The sequence below is a fragment of the Xenorhabdus santafensis genome (assembly GCF_033949405.1).
GTDB lineage: Bacteria > Pseudomonadota > Gammaproteobacteria > Enterobacterales > Enterobacteriaceae > Xenorhabdus > Xenorhabdus santafensis.
Genome location: NZ_VCDN01000075.1, coordinates 44,934 through 62,521 on the forward strand (window position 1 = coordinate 44,934; position 17,588 = coordinate 62,521).

Genomic DNA, 17,588 nt, shown 5'->3' on the forward strand with positions numbered 1-17,588 from the left:
TACAACGGATAAGGTGGGGTGACATGAAGAATCAGATAATGTTGGCAGGACCTGAGCTAAGTAATAAACAGTTAGGGCAAAAGAAATTTGGGAGGTGTCCCTGTACTGCTCGGACAATATGGGATGCTTTTGAATGTTGTTCCACAGAGCAGCCGACATTGATTGAACGAATAGAAGAGGAAATTATTTTACCTGATGGGCTAGTTGCATCTGTCGATAACCTCATCGTTATTGCTGCAATGATGGGTTCTTTACTTAGTACTGAAGGAAAAATAACTATAGGAATATACTCTAATATTTCAGTAAATTATCTTGATATTGATACGAATGAACTACGTGATGTTGCTGACATTCATATCCGTATTGCAGAGGTGCGTGAAATAGCAGAGCTAGCGCAACCAAATGTTCTGCCTCAAGCTGATATAGAGATAACTGATGGTCAAAATTCTCCACCTTTGGAATCATTGGTTTGGCTTGTGGCAAAGAGAGATGGGTGTACATTGTCTGTGAGGAAAGATTGTATTGATCAACCTGCTCGTGAACATTTACGAAAAATTATACTCTTTGTATGTATGCGGATCTTGAATCCCATGGCTCTTCCTATGCCTGAAACTCTACCTAAACATCTAAAATGTGAATTTAATGAACGTAGTTCATTGGTGAAAAATATATTTTACCATGTTCAGATGAGACCATTAGCCCTAGCAATCATCGATGATAATAATAGTAAGTATTTGACCTATGCCGAACTTTGGAATTATTCCAATATGCTAATACAGCAGGTACGTAAGCAGATATCTCCTCAATGTTTACATCCGCGGCTTGCTCTTTTTCTGGAACGAGGTTGGCAACATCTGACTTCAATTATCGCTGCCCAGAGAATGGGCGGAACTTGTGTGTTGATCGACCCCGCTAACCCTGATGATTTGATATATAGCTTTCTTCAGAAATGTCGCCCCGACTCTGTGTTGACTATTGGCAGTATGATAGACAGGGCACGTAATCTTACAAACTGCCCTATATTGGAAATAGGTAAAGAAGATAAGCAATTGGCACCGGTTGATTGGGAATATGGTAATTGGATTGAAACGACCAATGAAGAATGTTTTATTGCTGGTACCTCTGGGACGACAGGTCAGCCTAAAGCTGTTTGTTTATCTTATCGCGGGATGGTTGCCACACTTGATGCAATTACCAAATCTGCTGAGCTGGGGGAAAGTTCACGAGGAACATGGTTGACATCACCGGGGTATGGAATGGTTGAAGTTGATCCTCTGCCAGTACTATATGCAGGTGGAACAGTATGTATCCCTTCACCTGAAGCCTTACAAGATATAAGGCTGCTGGCTCTTTGGTTTATCAAGAACAATGTTACACATGCACTAGTGATGACATCTATTGCTGAAGCATTTTGGGTTGGTGAATGGCAAACAAACCTGCGCACAATGTTAATTGCTGGTGAGAGGTGTAAGCAATGGCCTCCACCTAATCTCAACTACCAAGTACTTAATGTTTATGGCTCTGCGGAAGCCGCGGTGGTATCAATTGAAAATTTATCATCTGTTCAACATCATACACTGTTGCCGTCTGTAGGGCAAGCAGTCGCTGGAGCAAACATGTATGTAGTTGATAGTACAGGCCAAGAGCTCCCAGCGAATTGTGTTGGAGAATTAGTTATTACCGGAGAAACTCTCTCTATAGGTTATCTCGACATTGAAGATACTAGGAAATCTTTCCAGCCGAATATATTCGATAATACCTCACCATCGCAATACATCACAGGGGATAGAGCACGGATGAGTTTGGATGGTACTGTCGAAATTTTGGGACGGGCAGATTCGGTCGTGAAAATTCGTGGGCATAGAGTAGATCTAACAGAAGTAGAGATCTCTGCTCTTGAAGTTTTTGGGGTGGCGAAAGCTGCTGCAATTTGCTTCACCAGCGATATAGGAACAACGCTAGTACTATTTCTTGAACTTGTCTTAGATGTTACGGCAAGAGTGGATGCTGTAGATGCAGTGCGTAAGCATCTTGGTAAAAGGTTAAAACCTGCAGCTCAACCAAATCAAATAGTTGTTGATGTGTTGCCAATAGGACGAAATGGTAAAGTGGATTACCGTGCGCTGAAGATATCTCCAGTTGAGATAGATATGACGCATAAAATTTTCTCTCCAAACACAGAAATTGAAAGTACGTTGTGTTCCTGTTGGTTGAATTGGACTGGATGTGATGAAGCAACTCTTGAATCTAATTTCTTTAGCACTGGTGGGGATTCCTTGCGAGCTATGAGAATGGTAGGCGAGCTTGCTTGTAAATATGGCATTCATATAGAGATGAGTTCTTTTCTTGAAAACCCTACCCTACTGAATCTTATACGTTTGGGCAATACTTCACGTGATAGCAACTTGCCAACATTTGAGCATCTGCCCGGCGATAAACAGCTACAGCCTTTTACGCTCAATGAGAGTCAGCAAGCTTTGTGGATTGGACGTGGATCTGACTTCGATTATGGTGGTGTCGGCTGCCAAGGATATTTTGAGTGGGAAGTAGAAGATCTGGAACAAGAAAGATTTGAGCGTGCTGTGAGTTTGCTAGTTGACCGGCATCCAATGCTAAGAGCGACGATTAACGAAAGTGGTTACCAGCAAATCGGAGGAGTCAATGGAAATGAGGCAGTCGAATATGTAGATTTGAGTGGTCTTCCAGATAGTGAAATAAATAACAAAATTAACTTGGTGCGTCGCCGTATGGCGAATGAAGAGATAGGAACAACACAATGGCCTTTATTTAAATTTGTAGTGAATAAGATTAGCTTGCACTTAAGTAGGGTGCATTTTTGTATTGACATGTTGATTGCTGACGCATGGTCAATATTTCAGGTGATTATTCCTGATTTGATTGACTTATACATGGAAGAAAATCCTCAGTTACCAAAGCTTAAAACGTCGTTTTTTGACTATGTTGAGCACAGGCACAAGATTATTCAAAGTGAGCAATATCGCGCTGATCGAGAATATTGGTTACAAAAAATTGTAGACTTGCCGTCATCCCCTCGGTTACCGCAGCTTGAAATAAGGGAATCTACTATATCCCCCAGATTTGAAAGACATGAAGGTTCACTCGAACAAGCATTTTGGGATAGATTAAAAGCTCAAGCTCAAGAACGAAATATTTCCCCCTCAGGTGTTATAGCTTTGGCCTTGTGTGAGGTTTTACGTTGCTGGAGCGAAGAAGAGCGATTCACGTTGAATTTCCCTGTTTCGGATCGAATGCCAGTTAGTGATGATATTGACTTAATTGTTGGAGATTTCACTAACACTTTACTTGTACCTTACGAGCCCATTATTCACGATACACTTGAGAAGCGCGGCCAAAAATTACAAAACGCTATCTGGAATGCACTTGATCATAGGCTTTTTACTGGTGTTGAAATATTACGGGAGCTGTCTCGGATACGGAGAAATGGTCGTGCACCATTGATGCCAGTAGTGTTGACAAGCCTTCTTGGACATCCTGGACGACATGATGCAGCTCGGTTAGGCCGAGAGGTCTTTGGAGTGTCGCAAACCCCGCAAGTGACGCTGGATGTTCAGATTAGGGAATCAGATAATGTTCTATATTTCAAATGGGATTATCTTACAGGAGTTATTCGTCCTGATGTAATTGAAGCTATGTTTGGTGCATTTTGTAGGTTGCTGCAACAGCTAGCATGTGATTCCGAAATTTGGAAATGTACATGGCTCGATCTACGACCATCATCGCAGGTTACTATACGAAATACAGTTAACTCAACGCAGAAATTAGTACCTGCAGTTCATTTGCGAGATCTATTTTTGGAGTGCCTTTCGAATCGAACAAATGAACCAGCAGTCATAGACGCTCATAAAACTTATTCTTGGGGTGAAATAGGCAATGCAGCAGCGCAACTCAATACTCTAATTCAGAGGTTTTGTTCTCCTGATGATCGGTTTGTTGGAATCGTCTTACCTAAAGGAATAATGCAGTATGTTGCTGTTTATGGATGTTTACTGGCGGGTATCGGGTATGTTCCTATAGATATTGATTTACCACTCGAACGAATAGATACAATGCTTGCCCAAGCTGGGGTTCGAATCGTGATTTCATCGCCAGAGGCTATATTGCCCCTAGGTATTTATAGAGTAGAGTGTGCTGCCAAAGACCTTAACATTTGGACTCAACAAAATACCAGAATTGCGATTGAGCCTATTCGGAAAGATTATTCACCGTATGTGATCTTCACTTCGGGTTCTACTGGTAATCCAAAAGGAGTTGAAATTCCAGAGGCCGCAGTAGTCAATCATATCTTCGATGTCATTGAGCGTTTTGGTCTGGATATTTCAACCAGACACCTCGCTACAGCTGCTTTGCACTTCGATATGTCAGTATTCGATATTTTTGGTCCCTTAGTGCATGGAGGCTCAGTCGTAGTGCCTGAGCAAGCAGCTGGACCAGATCCTGACACTTGGTTACGGTTACATTGTCGCTATAAAGTGACATTTTGGGCATGTGTACCTGCAATCATGGAATTATTATGCCACGTGGCTGAGGTTGCTCACAAAACACACACCATTTACTCAGTAAGTAATATAGTAATGGCTGGTGATTGGATCCCATTATCACTGCTACCACGAGCGAGAGCAATCTTCCCTTCTGCTCGAATGTTTTCGTGTGGTGGGCCGACTGAGACCACAAATTGGTCAGTTATCCATGAAATTAATGAATGCGAAGGCTGCATAGTTAGCTCCGTTATTTATGGTACACCTATGCGGAATTCTGCTTATCACATTATTGCAAGCGACTGGACAGATTGTCCTGACTGGGTACCAGGCGAAATGCTGGTAGAAAGTGACATTTCGTTGGCCCGTGGATATATAGGCCAGCCAGAACTTACGCGATGTGCATTCGTTTACCATCCTAGAACTGGGCGCCGAATGTATCGTACAGGAGATTTGGGACGCTATTTACCTAATGGTGAAATTGAAATACTTGGGCGTATAGATAATCAGATCAAAATTAATGGGCTAAGGATCGAGCTTGGAGAAATCGAGAATATAGCTCAATCTTGTGACGGAGTATCTAGAGCATGCGCAGTAGCATTGCCTGGCCTAGATGGACATCCAAAACAGATTGCATTGGCTTATATTGGTAATTCTAACTGCGAAACCATAATCAATGAAATAATTACACGACATTTACCTACCTATATGATTCCCAAAACTATTAAGCACATGATGGAACTACCTCTATCAAAAAACGGTAAGGTGGATGTAATAGCTTTGCGTAATGTACTAGGGGGGGATATGAAAAATCCAAATATTAAAAATCAACAGACTATCCTACGGGAAGTTGTACGAGTAATTTCAGCCCAACTTGCCGAATCAATTGTATTACCAGAAGACAATTTCTTCGACTTAGGGGGGAATTCATTGACTGCTATGAAGATTAAAATCGAATTAGAGTCCAAACTTGAACTCTCAATCTCACTCGAGAGTATTATGCTGACTGAGTCAATCCGTGAATGTGCAGAACAAATTGCAGAAAGGAGTCTGTCATGACTAGCAGGCAATTACATCGGGAATGGCTTGAATATGTTACTGCATACCTAAATGGGCAAATAAAACCTCAGTGTCTACATCAAAAAAATGAGGTACGAGCACAAGAAATACTGAGGTACGTTGCGGAACAATCATCATTTTATCGTAACCATCTAGACATCAGGAAAGGTTCTTTGAGTTTATTCAAGATTCTTAACGGTATTCCTTTTACTACTAAAGATGACCTTCGTTCTGCAGGAACGACAGTTTGCTGCGTCCCGTTCAACGAAATAGCTACGTATTATGAAACGACAGGAACTACTGGGCAGCCAACACCGTGTCCGCGAGCATCAATTGATATTGAAACTAGTGGAATCTATGTTCAAAGAGCTATCGCAGATATATACCAATCAACTTTCGGTACGATGCATGCTCTTACTGCTATTATGGGACCATCAGAGTTGTATGCATTTGGGGATACCTATGGTGAGATTTGCCGGAATTTGGGAATTCCTTTTGTACGACTGTGGCCAGAAAGCCCACGAGTTGGTTTAGATAAAGCTTCCAAACTTATTAATGATCTTGGGGTACGCTCACTAATATGTTCTCCGGCAATAGCACTTTCGTTAGCCCGTCTTTACATAAGTCTTGGGATCGATCCTCAAGGAACTTCAGTGGAGCAGATTTTTGTTCTTGGAGAATTATGTCCGCCCGAAATGCTTTTGAATATTTCTCGTATTTGGAATGCACACTGTACTCATGGTCTGTACGGCTCACAAGAAGCACATGCAATCGCTACAGGTTGTTTAAAAGGCAATCTACACCTTTCAGAGACAAATTATCTTGCAGAAATTCTCCCAATCCCTGGATTGGATGATGATGTAGGAGAATTATGTCTAACGATGCTAGTACCTGGAGCTAAGCCATTAATTCGGTTTTGTACAGGCGATTTAGCTCGTCTTCAATCACCAGAGGCTTGCGGATGTGGTAGCCATTCCCGTTGCTTGAAAGTATTTGGTCGGATTAATGATGTTATGGCTCTTGGTGGTCGCTTGATTCTACCTTCATCAATTGAATCTACTGTTTTAATGGCTGCTGATCGAGTTTGGGGATATCAGGTTACAGTTTTGGAGGCAAATAGAGGCGCTGATGAGATGGAAATATCTATGGTTGCTCATATTGGGAGCCGTTCAGTTACCCAAGTTCAAAAGCAGATGGAAGAATATTTTAATGTTCCAGTTAGGTTACATTTAGCAGATCGATTGGATCCGAGAACAGAGACTGGAGCTTATGTTTCTTGGAAACATGCTCGTGTTCGAGATAAAAGGAATCCAAGGCTATGATAGAACAACAATTGAAACATTCGTGGGTTATAAAACAGTATGAGGTTCCAGAGGCTGCTTCAGTAATACAAGTACGTAAGACGCTGCTTGGTTTATACCCTAACCCAGCTTTGTTTGAGACTGGGGCAGGCTTTCAGGCTATTGATGGCTCACAAACGATGTTCATGATTGAATTGTTGTTTGAAATCACACTGATAAATGATACCTGGAGTATCAGGAGCAATAGCCCTTTTGAAAAGTATACTGCTGAATGTGAATCAGTAGTGAATGATCACAATAAGCCTCTATGGAAACGTTTACGGGAGGTGACACAAATTATCGCACTACCAGATAGCTTCCCGTTGATGTTAGTGCTTGGGTATAGTGCAGCTCGTTTTGTGGAGCACCTGCCAGGGATGGCTATTGAAGAAGGAATTCCGGAGGTAATGCTCCGTGTTTACCGACATATTATACGCTACGATGACACAGGAAATGGTGCGAAAATTGATGTATTGATGTTAAGTCCAGATGAGATTATAGACACCCAAGCTTTATTTGCAGCGCTTACTGAACCAAGGGTAGTTAGAACTCCTGCCAACTCTTGGGATTGGGGAGTTATTAGGGATTTAACAGATCGTAACACATTTTGTTCCGCGGTAGAACGAGCAAAAGAATATATCAGAGTCGGTGATATTTATCAAATGCAGCTTTGTCGTCGCGCTATATCGAATTCAACAATTCCTCCAGTAGACCTGTATGAACGACTTGCGTCGGTTAATCCTGCACCTTATATGTACTATTTGGCTCTTGATAATCAGAACATAATATCTTCTAGTCCGGAACTTATGATCCGTGTTAGTGATGGTATAGCTCAAGTTCGCCCTATAGCTGGGACTATGCCATTAGACGATATGAAAGGCAATCATCTAGCTCAGATCCCTAAAGAAGCAGCTGAGCATCTGATGCTTGTGGATCTAGCTCGCAATGACTTAGCACGTTGCGCTATTCCTGGCGGAGTGAACGTAACTTCGTTTATGAAGGAGAACGTCTATGGTTCACTTATCCATTTGGTTTCGACAATTGAAACTAAGGTTCGTAATAATTGCGATATATGGGACCTGATTGCTGCGAATTTCCCTGCAGGAACAATGACGGGAGCCCCAAAAATTCGCGCAATGGAGATTATTATGGAATTAGAAGGAGTACCACGGGGACTGTTCACTGGATGCGCGGGGTACCTTATGGGGGGGAAATGCGGAGTTCTTGCTTTGACGATACGTACAATTATTGGGAACTCTGGCCATTACGTATTACAGTCTGCTGCGGGTATTGTTGCTGATTCACAAGCATCAGCTGAATGGGAGGAAACTGGTGCTAAGATCAAATCATTTGCTCGGGCAATGAGGAAGAGTGTATGAAAGTATTATTAGTGGATGCTTTCGACAGCTTTGTATTTGTTATTGAACAGTACTACTCCATGGTTGGGGTACAGACGAAAGTGGTTCGTGTGAACGATGATCCAATAAGTAAGTTTCAACGATGGAAGCCACAACTTTTAGTTTTGGGGCCGGGCCCAGGAACTCCTCAAGAGCATGGTTACCCAGAAATAATTCGTTCAGTGGGTGAGGGGCAGGCCATATTTGGGGTTTGTTTAGGTCACCAAGCAATTGGAGAGTATTTTGGTTGGAAGCTTATGAGAGCACCGACTGTGGAACATGGTAAGTATTCACAGGTGCAACATGATGGTCAAGGTGTTTTTCGTGATATTCCATCACCTGTTAATGTTGTTCGTTACCATTCACTATCTATTATTAATTCTGAAATTGAGAATGAATTAGTGGCTACTGCATATACTAAAGGTAAAGGAGAAATGGTGAACATGGCTGTACGTCATCGCACACGTCCCATAGAAAGTGTGCAGTTTCATCCTGAAAGTATAGGAACGGAGCATGGACTCAGAATGATTTATAACTCATTAGATTTAGTTAATAATAAAGTTGTGTAGTATTAGTCCCTCAAACAAATTGAACTGTATTAACCGGGATTAAGCCAGTTTAAATTGACCCTAAAATTTAGAGGAGGTAACTATGGATGCTGTAATTAAGAAGAGATGGCAAGCTCTAGGTGTCATCTCTATTATTCAGTTGGTATTACTGCTTGATGCTACTGTAGTAAATGTGGCACTACCACAGATTAAGCACGATCTAGGGCTTACAGATGGCTCTTTGACTTGGATTGTGAATGCCTATCTCATCACTGCTGGCTCGTTACTATTACTTGGGGGGCGAATAGGTGATGCCTATGGAGTATTGCGTACATTCCAAGTAGGTATTGTAATTTTTGGGGGGAGTTCTTTCGTGGCAACTATTGCTCCTAACGCTACTACCTTGATCATAGGTCGTGCTGGCCAAGGGATAGGAGAAGCTTTAGCTTCGTCGACTGGCTTAGCAATGATATCTTTATTATTCCCTTCGGGACCAGATCGTAGTAAAGCATTTTCAATCTGGGCTGCACTTGGTGGGCTTGGATCAATACTCGGGGTTTTGTTATCTGGTGTAATCACAGAGCAGCTTTCATGGCGCTGGGTTTTCGGAATTAATATACCAATTATATTAATTCTAGCTATAGCTACTATATTGGTGATACCAAAATTATCTAACCAAATATCTACTCGGTTGGATCTTAGTAATGCTCTAATATTAGCGGTTTCGGTATGTATAACCGTGCTTGGTGTGATCGGTTCTGGTATCGAGCAGCTTTTATGGCTTCGAATTATGCTGATCTTGTTAGGAATTTCTGGTGTCGCGTTGGTGTTAAGGCGTTGTAAGTATTCGGAGGATAGTATTATTCCTGCCCGGTTAATGACCAGTTCGCCACGATTAACAGGATACGCTATTCTTGCAATTCAAGCAGGAACATCAGGCGCTGTTTTTTATCTTGGTGTCTTATTGCTGCAAGATTATATTGGAATGACTCCTTTGCAAGCAGGTCTCGCTTGGCTACCATTCTGTTTTGGTTTCTTCCCCGGAATTTTTTTATCTCAGTTCGTTACCCAACGGTGGAGTACTCAGACTGCCGCCGTTGTCGGTCTATTTATCTCTGCCTTTGGTTTTATATTGTTTGCAATTGGGGTACCTATGCAAAACTACTGGGTTGGAATGATGCCAGCAATGCTTGTCACATCTATTGGTTTTGGTTGTGTTGCCCCGGTTGCACAATCTCTTGCAACTACAGGACTTTCTGAATCTGATGCGGGAGCAGGGTCAGGAATAGCAACAACAATTCAACAGTTGTTTCAGGTAGGAGGAATGACATTTTTAGTCGCTGTTGCTATTAATTTTACTGATGGAGTTGGAGTTTCGACTATTGAATCTAACGGATTCATAGTTGCATTTGCTGTATCTGCAATGATTTTTATTGGTGGAGCAATTTTTATTGGGTTGAGGCGTAGTGCATTAGTCCTTGATACAGAAAACACAGAAATTAAACATTAGGTTCTTTTATGCGCCAGAACTATATAATTTCATTTGCGGATGAACCTTCCATAGTGGTACCTAGTACTGTAAGCCTACGTGAAAAGTGGATCGGAGCAATGTTAGATCAAACAGGGAGAGCTTATACTGGAGCGTTACGGCTCGACTTTTCTCCAGGATGTGTATCAGAGCGAATATTTAGTGCAATTGTTGATACATTAACACAGCATCCGATTTTAGGTGCTCAATTTGATATTGAAGGTGATCAACTTATTGGCCGTGCTCCAAACAAAACTACATTACGTAATGCCCTTTGGGATTGCTTGAATTTTAAGCATGCAGGCATAACGGACGAGGTTTTTCTTGCTTACCGAGCGAAAAAGGCTAGTGAACCAGGGCTTAGGATAGCGTCAATTACTGATGATATAGGAATTCACGTGTGGATAGGATTTTGGACCTACACTTGCGATGGTGCATCAATTGATTTGTTAATTGAAGACATAGTTCAATGCTATTGTGGTAAGTCTAAAGTATCTAAGTGTTGGATAGAATATGCTCATATGGTAAATGCTCGTGTGTCAAAACAAGTCATAAACTTACAGGAAAGAATTGAAATTTATCCAGGGTTAGGACCATATGGTCTTGATGCGATCCGAAAAACTCCGAAAGGCTCAATGGGTGCTATGAAGAGTGCAAAATTTAGCTCTTCTGTATTGCGTAGTGTTGTATCGGCTTATGCAAGAGCTTACCGAGTCACTCCATTTGTATTGTTATTTTCTATTTTTCAACGCGCAATCAGTGTGGTCAGTGGGGTTACAACTGTTGTCACAGGTGTTCCGTTTATCAATCGAAAAAGTTCCGATGAATTTAAGGTTGTTGGCCCTTTATCGAATACAGTTCCAATTACGACTTATCATATGCAAGACGAGCCTATACCTAGTATGCTAATTCGATTGCAACGTGATGTCATCAAAGCGTCTGCTCGCCAGGACATAGAACTGGCTGCTTTGTATCCCGATGGTATTTCACCTCGAACTGTAGCTTATGAACTTCCTTTCCCTCAGCTGTTTAATGCTTGGAACTCACAGTGTGACGGTACACGAATCTCACTAAGCGATAGTGAGTGGATGGCTCTTCAGTTGCTACCAAATGATACATGCCGAGCAGGTTTTGAAATTACTTTAGATGAACATTCCGAGTATATATCCGGGAGAATAGATATGGATATTGATGCATATGGTAAGTGTGTGGAGCAGGTAATTAAGCATATGATTAAGGACTTGGAAAGTATCAGTTTAGATTCTGTATAATCATTTAGCATAGTGCTCTAATATGTATGAGTGTAATTATCAAGGGAGATTGGCGGACATTGTCACTCCAACTCCCTGCTTAATCTTCAACCCAAAGATCATCGTAATGAGACAGGGCGTGAGGTGGTCGGGTAATTATCAAACTTGTTGTCATCCTTTTGGAATTTAGTTCACCTATTTTTTCGCTCTTGGTTCAGAGTAACTGCACCAACCAGTTCCAGTTCCCGATTCTGGGATCTCACCCGACCAGTGTTCAAGATGTGATAGTTGAGCCGCCCTAACCCATTGAATAAAACACTACTGAAACTGGATTGGAGCAAGACATGAGATAATGAATGCGAGTGATGGTGTCATGAACAAACAACCCTGTTGGAAATAGGCCTTTTTTCTGAAGTCAGTAAAAGTGGATTACCCAATATTTTCAATATATTATCATTCTTCCATCCCAGCGATAATGGCGCACATGGTCAGAAACAGCACATTAAACAAGGGATAACTGATTTTGGCAGAGAGGGGATCAGTTAACCTACAAAAATTTTGAGAAAAAGCATCAATGTTTATGGGAGAGACTTCCGGAAAAAAGCTTATCAGCTTATATTTACTTTTGTCGGTCAAATCTGGATTCTTTTAACAAAACCTTCACGTTCTTGCCTTGTGTGGAATAACAAAGTAAGGTTTTTATCTTCTCTTTGTCCCGTCTTAAATAAGGTTGACACTTTTCTTCATCTATTGAGGAGAGTGTTATGAAATCAGAAAGTAAACGCACTCAGCGTGATTATTCACTGGCTTTTAAATTAGCCGTTGTTGAAAAAGGCGAAATGACATACAAACAAGCCCAACACCGGTACGGTATTCAGGGGCGTTCAACAGTTTTAGTTTGGCTTAGGAAGCATGGTCAGTTAGATTGGAGTCTGGAGTGTTCCTCTTTACATCCTCAAGGAGTTGCCATAACTTCATCCTCCTCACTCACCCCCGAGCAACGGATAAAAGAACTTGAACAACAACTGGTTGAAATGGAAATGAAAGCCGAGTTTTTTGAGGCGGTCATTGATGTGTTGAAGCGGGATTATGGAGTGCTGCCGTAAAAAAGCTACGAGGCAAGTCATTCAGGAGAAAAAATAATCGGCTTTAATGTAGCTCAATATTGCCGTTATCTGGGTATCAAACGACAAGCTGATTATCAGTAATGTCAGCGGGCAGCGATAAAAGAAAAGCAGGCACAGGATGTGCTGGTGCAAGTGCTGTCAATTCGACTGAATCAACCCCGTATTGGCACGAGAAAACTTCAGTATCTGCTGAACCAATCACGCCCGGCAAAAATAGGCAGAGACAGTCTGTTCGATTTACTCAGAACCCATCATTTATTAGTCAAGCCCAGGCGGGCTTACCATAAAACAACGCATAGTCATCATCGTTTTTACTGTCACCCTAATTTACTCAAAGCCGATCCTAATAAGATAACCCAACGGGGCCGGAAACAAGTGTGGGTAGCCGATATTACGTATCCCTCTGTGAAAACAGGGGAAGCGTACTTAAGTCTGATCACGGATGCATGGTCACGTAAGATCGTGGGATATCATGTTCACGATAACTTAAGAACAGACTCGGTCATTAAGACCTATAAAAATGCCTTAAAAAGTTGAAAATTGATTGAACAATCACGTATTCATCATTCAGACAGGGGGTTACAATATTGTTCAAAACGCTATCAAGAGTTACATAAATACCACGAGATTACCTGTTCAATGACAGACGGTTATGATTGCTATTAGAATGCCTTGGCAGAGCGTGTTAATGGTACTCTGAAAACTGAATTTTTACTCTGCAAACCCACAGACCTGAAAGAAGCGGCGCAAATGGTAAGTTAATCGATAGATATTTATAATCGGTATAGGCCTCATTTAGCCCTAAAATATAAAACGCCCGATGAAGTACATCATCAGGGGTTAAGTAAAATAAGTGTCAACGTATATCAGGACTAGACACCCATCAGAGATAAAGTAAAAACCACTAATCAGATGCATGCCTTTTTGCTGGAGTTTGGTATCAGCCTGCTCAAAGGCGATGCGGTCATTAAGCGATTATCTCTGTTGCTGGCGGAACATGAAATTCCCTATTATCTGAGCCGTTTGCTGATGAAATTACACACCCTCTATCTTTATTTTGTTGAGCAAATAACGGCGCTGGAATCAGAATTAAACTAGTCCATCAAAGCAGACGATACAGCTCAACGCATAATGACAATACCGGGTGTTGGGCCAATTATTGGCAGCTTACTCTCATCTCAGCTCGGTGACGGCAAACAATTTTCGTGCAGCAGGGATTTTGCCGCTTCTACAGGGCTTGTTCCTCGGCAATACAGCACAGGAGGTAAACCTACCTTGCTGGGTATCAGCAAGCGAGGCGACAAAAATTTGCGCAGGTTGCTGGTTCAGTGCGCCCGCGCGTTCATGATGCGGCTTGAACATCAGCAGGGCAGACTGGTTGAGTGGGTTCGGAAACAATTGAGTAAAATGCATTCGAATGTGGTTACTTGTGTTTTGGCAAACAAGTTGGCACGAATAGCATGGGCCATCACCACTCAGCAAAATGAATATCAGGCATGGTAATTCAATATAGTGATTATTAAGAAGTTAAATATAAATTACCCATCTGGTTTTGCGAAGACTGATTATTGATGACATGAACGGCCAGTCGGCCTGATGATAAACCTCAAAAGGAAAGTGGCTCTTTGAAGCCGAGTGCATTTTAAGATTCATCAGGCGAGGCTATCCTTACCTATAGTGACGCCGAATAGATTTAAGCAAGCCAAAAATTCATCAAAGTTAGTGTTGCAAAAATAGGGGTGACCATAGATTTCCTTTGGCGAGGAAGAAGCCTACTATAGCAACTGACGGCCTTTCTCAGAAATTGCACTTATTAGTCGAATCCAAGCCCTTTGCTAATTTTTATTCTATTCATACATACACCAATTGATTGATTTGTTTTTTCTTCAACTTATTTGGCTTCTATTATTTTAATATGACTCGTGATAAATCTCCCATCATAAATATTATGACAGGAAATTTAAACTATAAATGTAGAGTGTACTGAAAACATTTTAATCAAATATGTCAAATCTTGATATTAATTCATAATTATCAATATCAGCAGCTTCATAACTCTCTTCGTCAAACATAAACTTCCAAACTTGAATATAAAAATCCCTAATGGGTATTGTATCTGGTAATAATATTTGAGGAGCCCCAGAATCATAATAACGTATTAGTTTTTCATCACTGGCATAGCAGATTACATACTTAAAGCTTTCTTTGAATCTATATTTCCACGATGTGGAAAATTCATTGTATTCTAAAAATAATAATTCATTAACCAGTCTTTCTATGCTTTTTACATTATTAAGATTTAAGTTTAAGAGATTTTCATCAATATGTGGACCTCCCGCTAATGGGGCCCAGAACATATATATATATCCTTCACTTATTTTTATTTTTTTCATTTATTATCACCAAATTATTGTTCAATTCCGAATATACTATAAATCTTGCCTGTTTTTTTATCAAACCCGGCCCTAACTGTTGAAGTTTCAAAATATTCCTTACCACCTTTTTTATAACCTTCTGAAACAGTCTTACCCATATCAAAATCAACTCTACCTGTTTTATGAATTTCTGGATTATATAAAGGTATAGCTTTTTGTATTGTTTCATATTGATCTTTGTAGGATCGAAATCTAGTAGAATCTGTGGGGTTTCCATTTCTCCCATCAGGTGTATAGCCAGTTTTCGCTCGATATTTCTGTTGTTCCAAAGTTGTACCAGGGCCATGCCGGCGTAAACCATGAACATCTTCAGTCGCAAGCGTTGATTCAAACTCCTGAATCTTCCTCTTATAATATTCCTCACTCTTCTCGGAATTTATTAGGTTATCTGATTTACTACTCAAATAAACATAAATCGCCGGCACATTCGAGGCAGGAAATACCAGAATATAATCGCGAAAATCCTTTTCTTCCGGAACAGGAGTAGTCAGCTTAGTTGGCCCATGTTCCCCTGCATCCGGTATCGGTGTTGACGTGCTATTACCAGCAATTTCATTGGGATCTTGCTGAGGGTTAACGTAAGCCCCATCCCGCCAATCTCTTTGTTCCGGTATCGGAAGCCCCGGCGTTTGCCCTGTTATATTGGGATTAAGTACGGCTACCTTGGCGTTTACACTCGAATTTTGCGGAACAGATTGGTGAATATCATCTTGTGATAATTCACCTGATACAGCATCAAAATACCAAACCAAAGCGGGTGATGAAGCACCATCTTCCCAAAATTCATACCGATTGAATGACTCATTATATTTTACGTGCCGAACCTTAACGTTCTCCATACCGCTGTTCTCACTGGTATGGTAGCCCACTGCGGTCAATTGCTCAGTCTGTGCATCCTCGACAAAACGATAGCGAACACGAGTCGGGGCTGTTCCTTTTTTGTCGGCAATTTTCTTTAAGTTTTCGAGACTCAGTAAGTCACTGTCACCACCATCCCACCAATTGCGTATCATGACGCCTGCTGTTACCAGCAGCGCTTTCACCGCAAACTCATTACTTGTGACTGAACCAGCACGGAACGAATCTGTGTTAGTTTTTTCACTTTGGGATATCAGAAGACGAGTGATTTCTTTATCTAACTCACTGCCTTTATCCATCGTCGAACCCACGGCTACCGCAGTGAGTGCACTTGCACCACTTATTCCCATCCTTGCCAATATCTGAGGCGGCAGAGGAACCATCCCATATGCCGGTTCTATTACCTGCATTTCACCAAAATGGGTATGCGGCTCAGTATCCGTTCCGGCATCAGTACAACCCGCAGGTTGCAAACAGGATTTGGCAAAGACCGGTTTGGCGATGCGGGCAATTTCCAATATATGCCGCCGGTTATGGCTCGGTCTCGCGACAAATCCCGGGTAACTGGGAGCAGGGTAATACCGTGAATCAAGCAGGGCTTCTTGTGTCCAGCCTTCCACTATCGGGGTTGCGTTACTGATTTCCCCCGGCATCAGTTGGTGATAAGCCCCCGTTCCTTTTGCTGTTTCTACCGTCTCAGTAAAGGACTTTTCAATCAACTGCTCCGCCAACTTTTGCGCATCCACATGCAGGATCATCGGCTTCGGCGGCAAATTTTCTTCCCGTAAAACACCCTGACCATCAGTAACGCCACTGGTCTTTACGATGCCATCCCAGCTTTTCAGCGTATAAGGAATGCCACCCAATGGCTTGCCCTGATTATCAGTCAATTGAAATTCCAACCAGTACTTGAATATTTGATGGCAGGACACGCAGTCTAATCTTCCTGTATCACTCATCAATGAAATCCTTTTATACACTTTGTCTTTCAAGTTGCCTCTTGGTTGACTGCGCTCGAGCACTTCGATCATCGTTTTTATAAACAACGGTTATCTATGCTCTCGGGAAGCCCTCCCTTGTCGCTGCGATGCAACTTGAAATCCAGTGTGTATATGTCTATGTCTGGTAGCTTGAAAATAGAACAGGATGCTAAACGATATTGTGGTGAAATTAAAACCAACAAATAAAAAATATTAAATGGATTAGATAAGTAATAATTTGGATTTTAGTATGATTATCTGAATAAACAGATTTGGTGACGGCAGGACATGATGAAAAACTGTATTTTCATTAAATATTTTTAAAAAATAACTACTTTTTCCAACAATCTGAAAATGAGAACTTGCCGCCATATTGTGACTATGTTCACTATTTTTAAACAAGGGAGTTTGGAAAAGGGAGGATCACTGTTGTCAATCCTATACAGGATGTTAAGCAGTAATGTTTGCATTCGGACAAAAACTGTACTGCAAAGTGTACCGCTGCGAAGCAATTTGAAAATAATTGGTTATATACGCAATGAATTTCAA

The 17,588-nt window shown here is 41.4% G+C and carries 8 protein-coding genes and 2 pseudogenes; 8 read left to right on the forward strand and 2 right to left on the reverse strand.

Annotation, left to right across the window (positions count from 1 at the left end; all coding sequences use genetic code 11):
* Positions 1-23 precede the first annotated feature (23 nt).
* The 8 genes and pseudogenes from FE392_RS16555 to FE392_RS16590 form a co-directional block, all read left to right on the forward strand.
* A complete protein-coding gene (locus FE392_RS16555) occupies positions 24-5,576 on the forward strand; it encodes a non-ribosomal peptide synthetase (protein ID WP_319931312.1) in 5,553 nt (1,850 codons plus the stop codon).
* Positions 5,573-6,898: a phenylacetate--CoA ligase family protein gene (locus FE392_RS16560; RefSeq protein WP_319931313.1), complete on the forward strand. Its 1,326-nt coding sequence runs from the start codon at positions 5,573-5,575 to the stop codon at positions 6,896-6,898. The genes FE392_RS16555 and FE392_RS16560 overlap by 4 nt, the downstream gene beginning before the upstream one ends.
* The gene (locus FE392_RS16565; protein ID WP_319931314.1) at positions 6,895-8,295 is read left to right on the forward strand and encodes an anthranilate synthase component I family protein; all 1,401 of its coding nucleotides are present in this window, start codon (positions 6,895-6,897) and stop codon (positions 8,293-8,295) included. Before FE392_RS16560 ends, FE392_RS16565 begins: the two co-directional genes overlap by 4 nt.
* Complete coding sequence (locus FE392_RS16570; RefSeq protein ID WP_319931315.1) at positions 8,292-8,882, forward strand: anthranilate synthase component II; 591 nt, start codon at positions 8,292-8,294, stop codon at positions 8,880-8,882. Before FE392_RS16565 ends, FE392_RS16570 begins: the two co-directional genes overlap by 4 nt.
* An 82-nt stretch (positions 8,883-8,964) precedes the next feature.
* Positions 8,965-10,371, forward strand: coding sequence for an MFS transporter (locus FE392_RS16575; RefSeq protein WP_319931316.1), 1,407 nt, complete (start codon positions 8,965-8,967; stop codon positions 10,369-10,371).
* Between the two features lie 98 nt (positions 10,372-10,469).
* Complete coding sequence (locus tag FE392_RS16580; RefSeq protein WP_319931317.1) at positions 10,470-11,660, forward strand: condensation domain-containing protein; 1,191 nt, start codon at positions 10,470-10,472, stop codon at positions 11,658-11,660.
* A gap of 743 nt (positions 11,661-12,403) precedes the next feature.
* A pseudogene (locus FE392_RS16585) lies at positions 12,404-13,642 on the forward strand (IS3 family transposase).
* 6 nt (positions 13,643-13,648) lie between these two features.
* Positions 13,649-14,269: pseudogene (locus FE392_RS16590) on the forward strand (IS110 family RNA-guided transposase); the annotation flags it as partial.
* A 491-nt stretch (positions 14,270-14,760) separates the two neighbouring features.
* On the opposite strand, the gene FE392_RS16595 reads toward FE392_RS16590, so the two are convergent.
* Positions 14,761-15,159 carry a hypothetical protein gene (locus FE392_RS16595; RefSeq protein WP_319931318.1) on the reverse strand — a complete coding sequence of 133 codons (399 nt, stop codon included), beginning with the start codon at positions 15,157-15,159 and terminating at the stop codon, positions 14,761-14,763.
* A 14-nt stretch (positions 15,160-15,173) separates the two neighbouring features.
* Positions 15,174-16,949 carry an S-type pyocin domain-containing protein gene (locus tag FE392_RS16600; RefSeq protein WP_319931319.1) on the reverse strand — a complete coding sequence of 592 codons (1,776 nt, stop codon included), beginning with the start codon at positions 16,947-16,949 and terminating at the stop codon, positions 15,174-15,176.
* Positions 16,950-17,588: the final 639 nt, after the last annotated feature.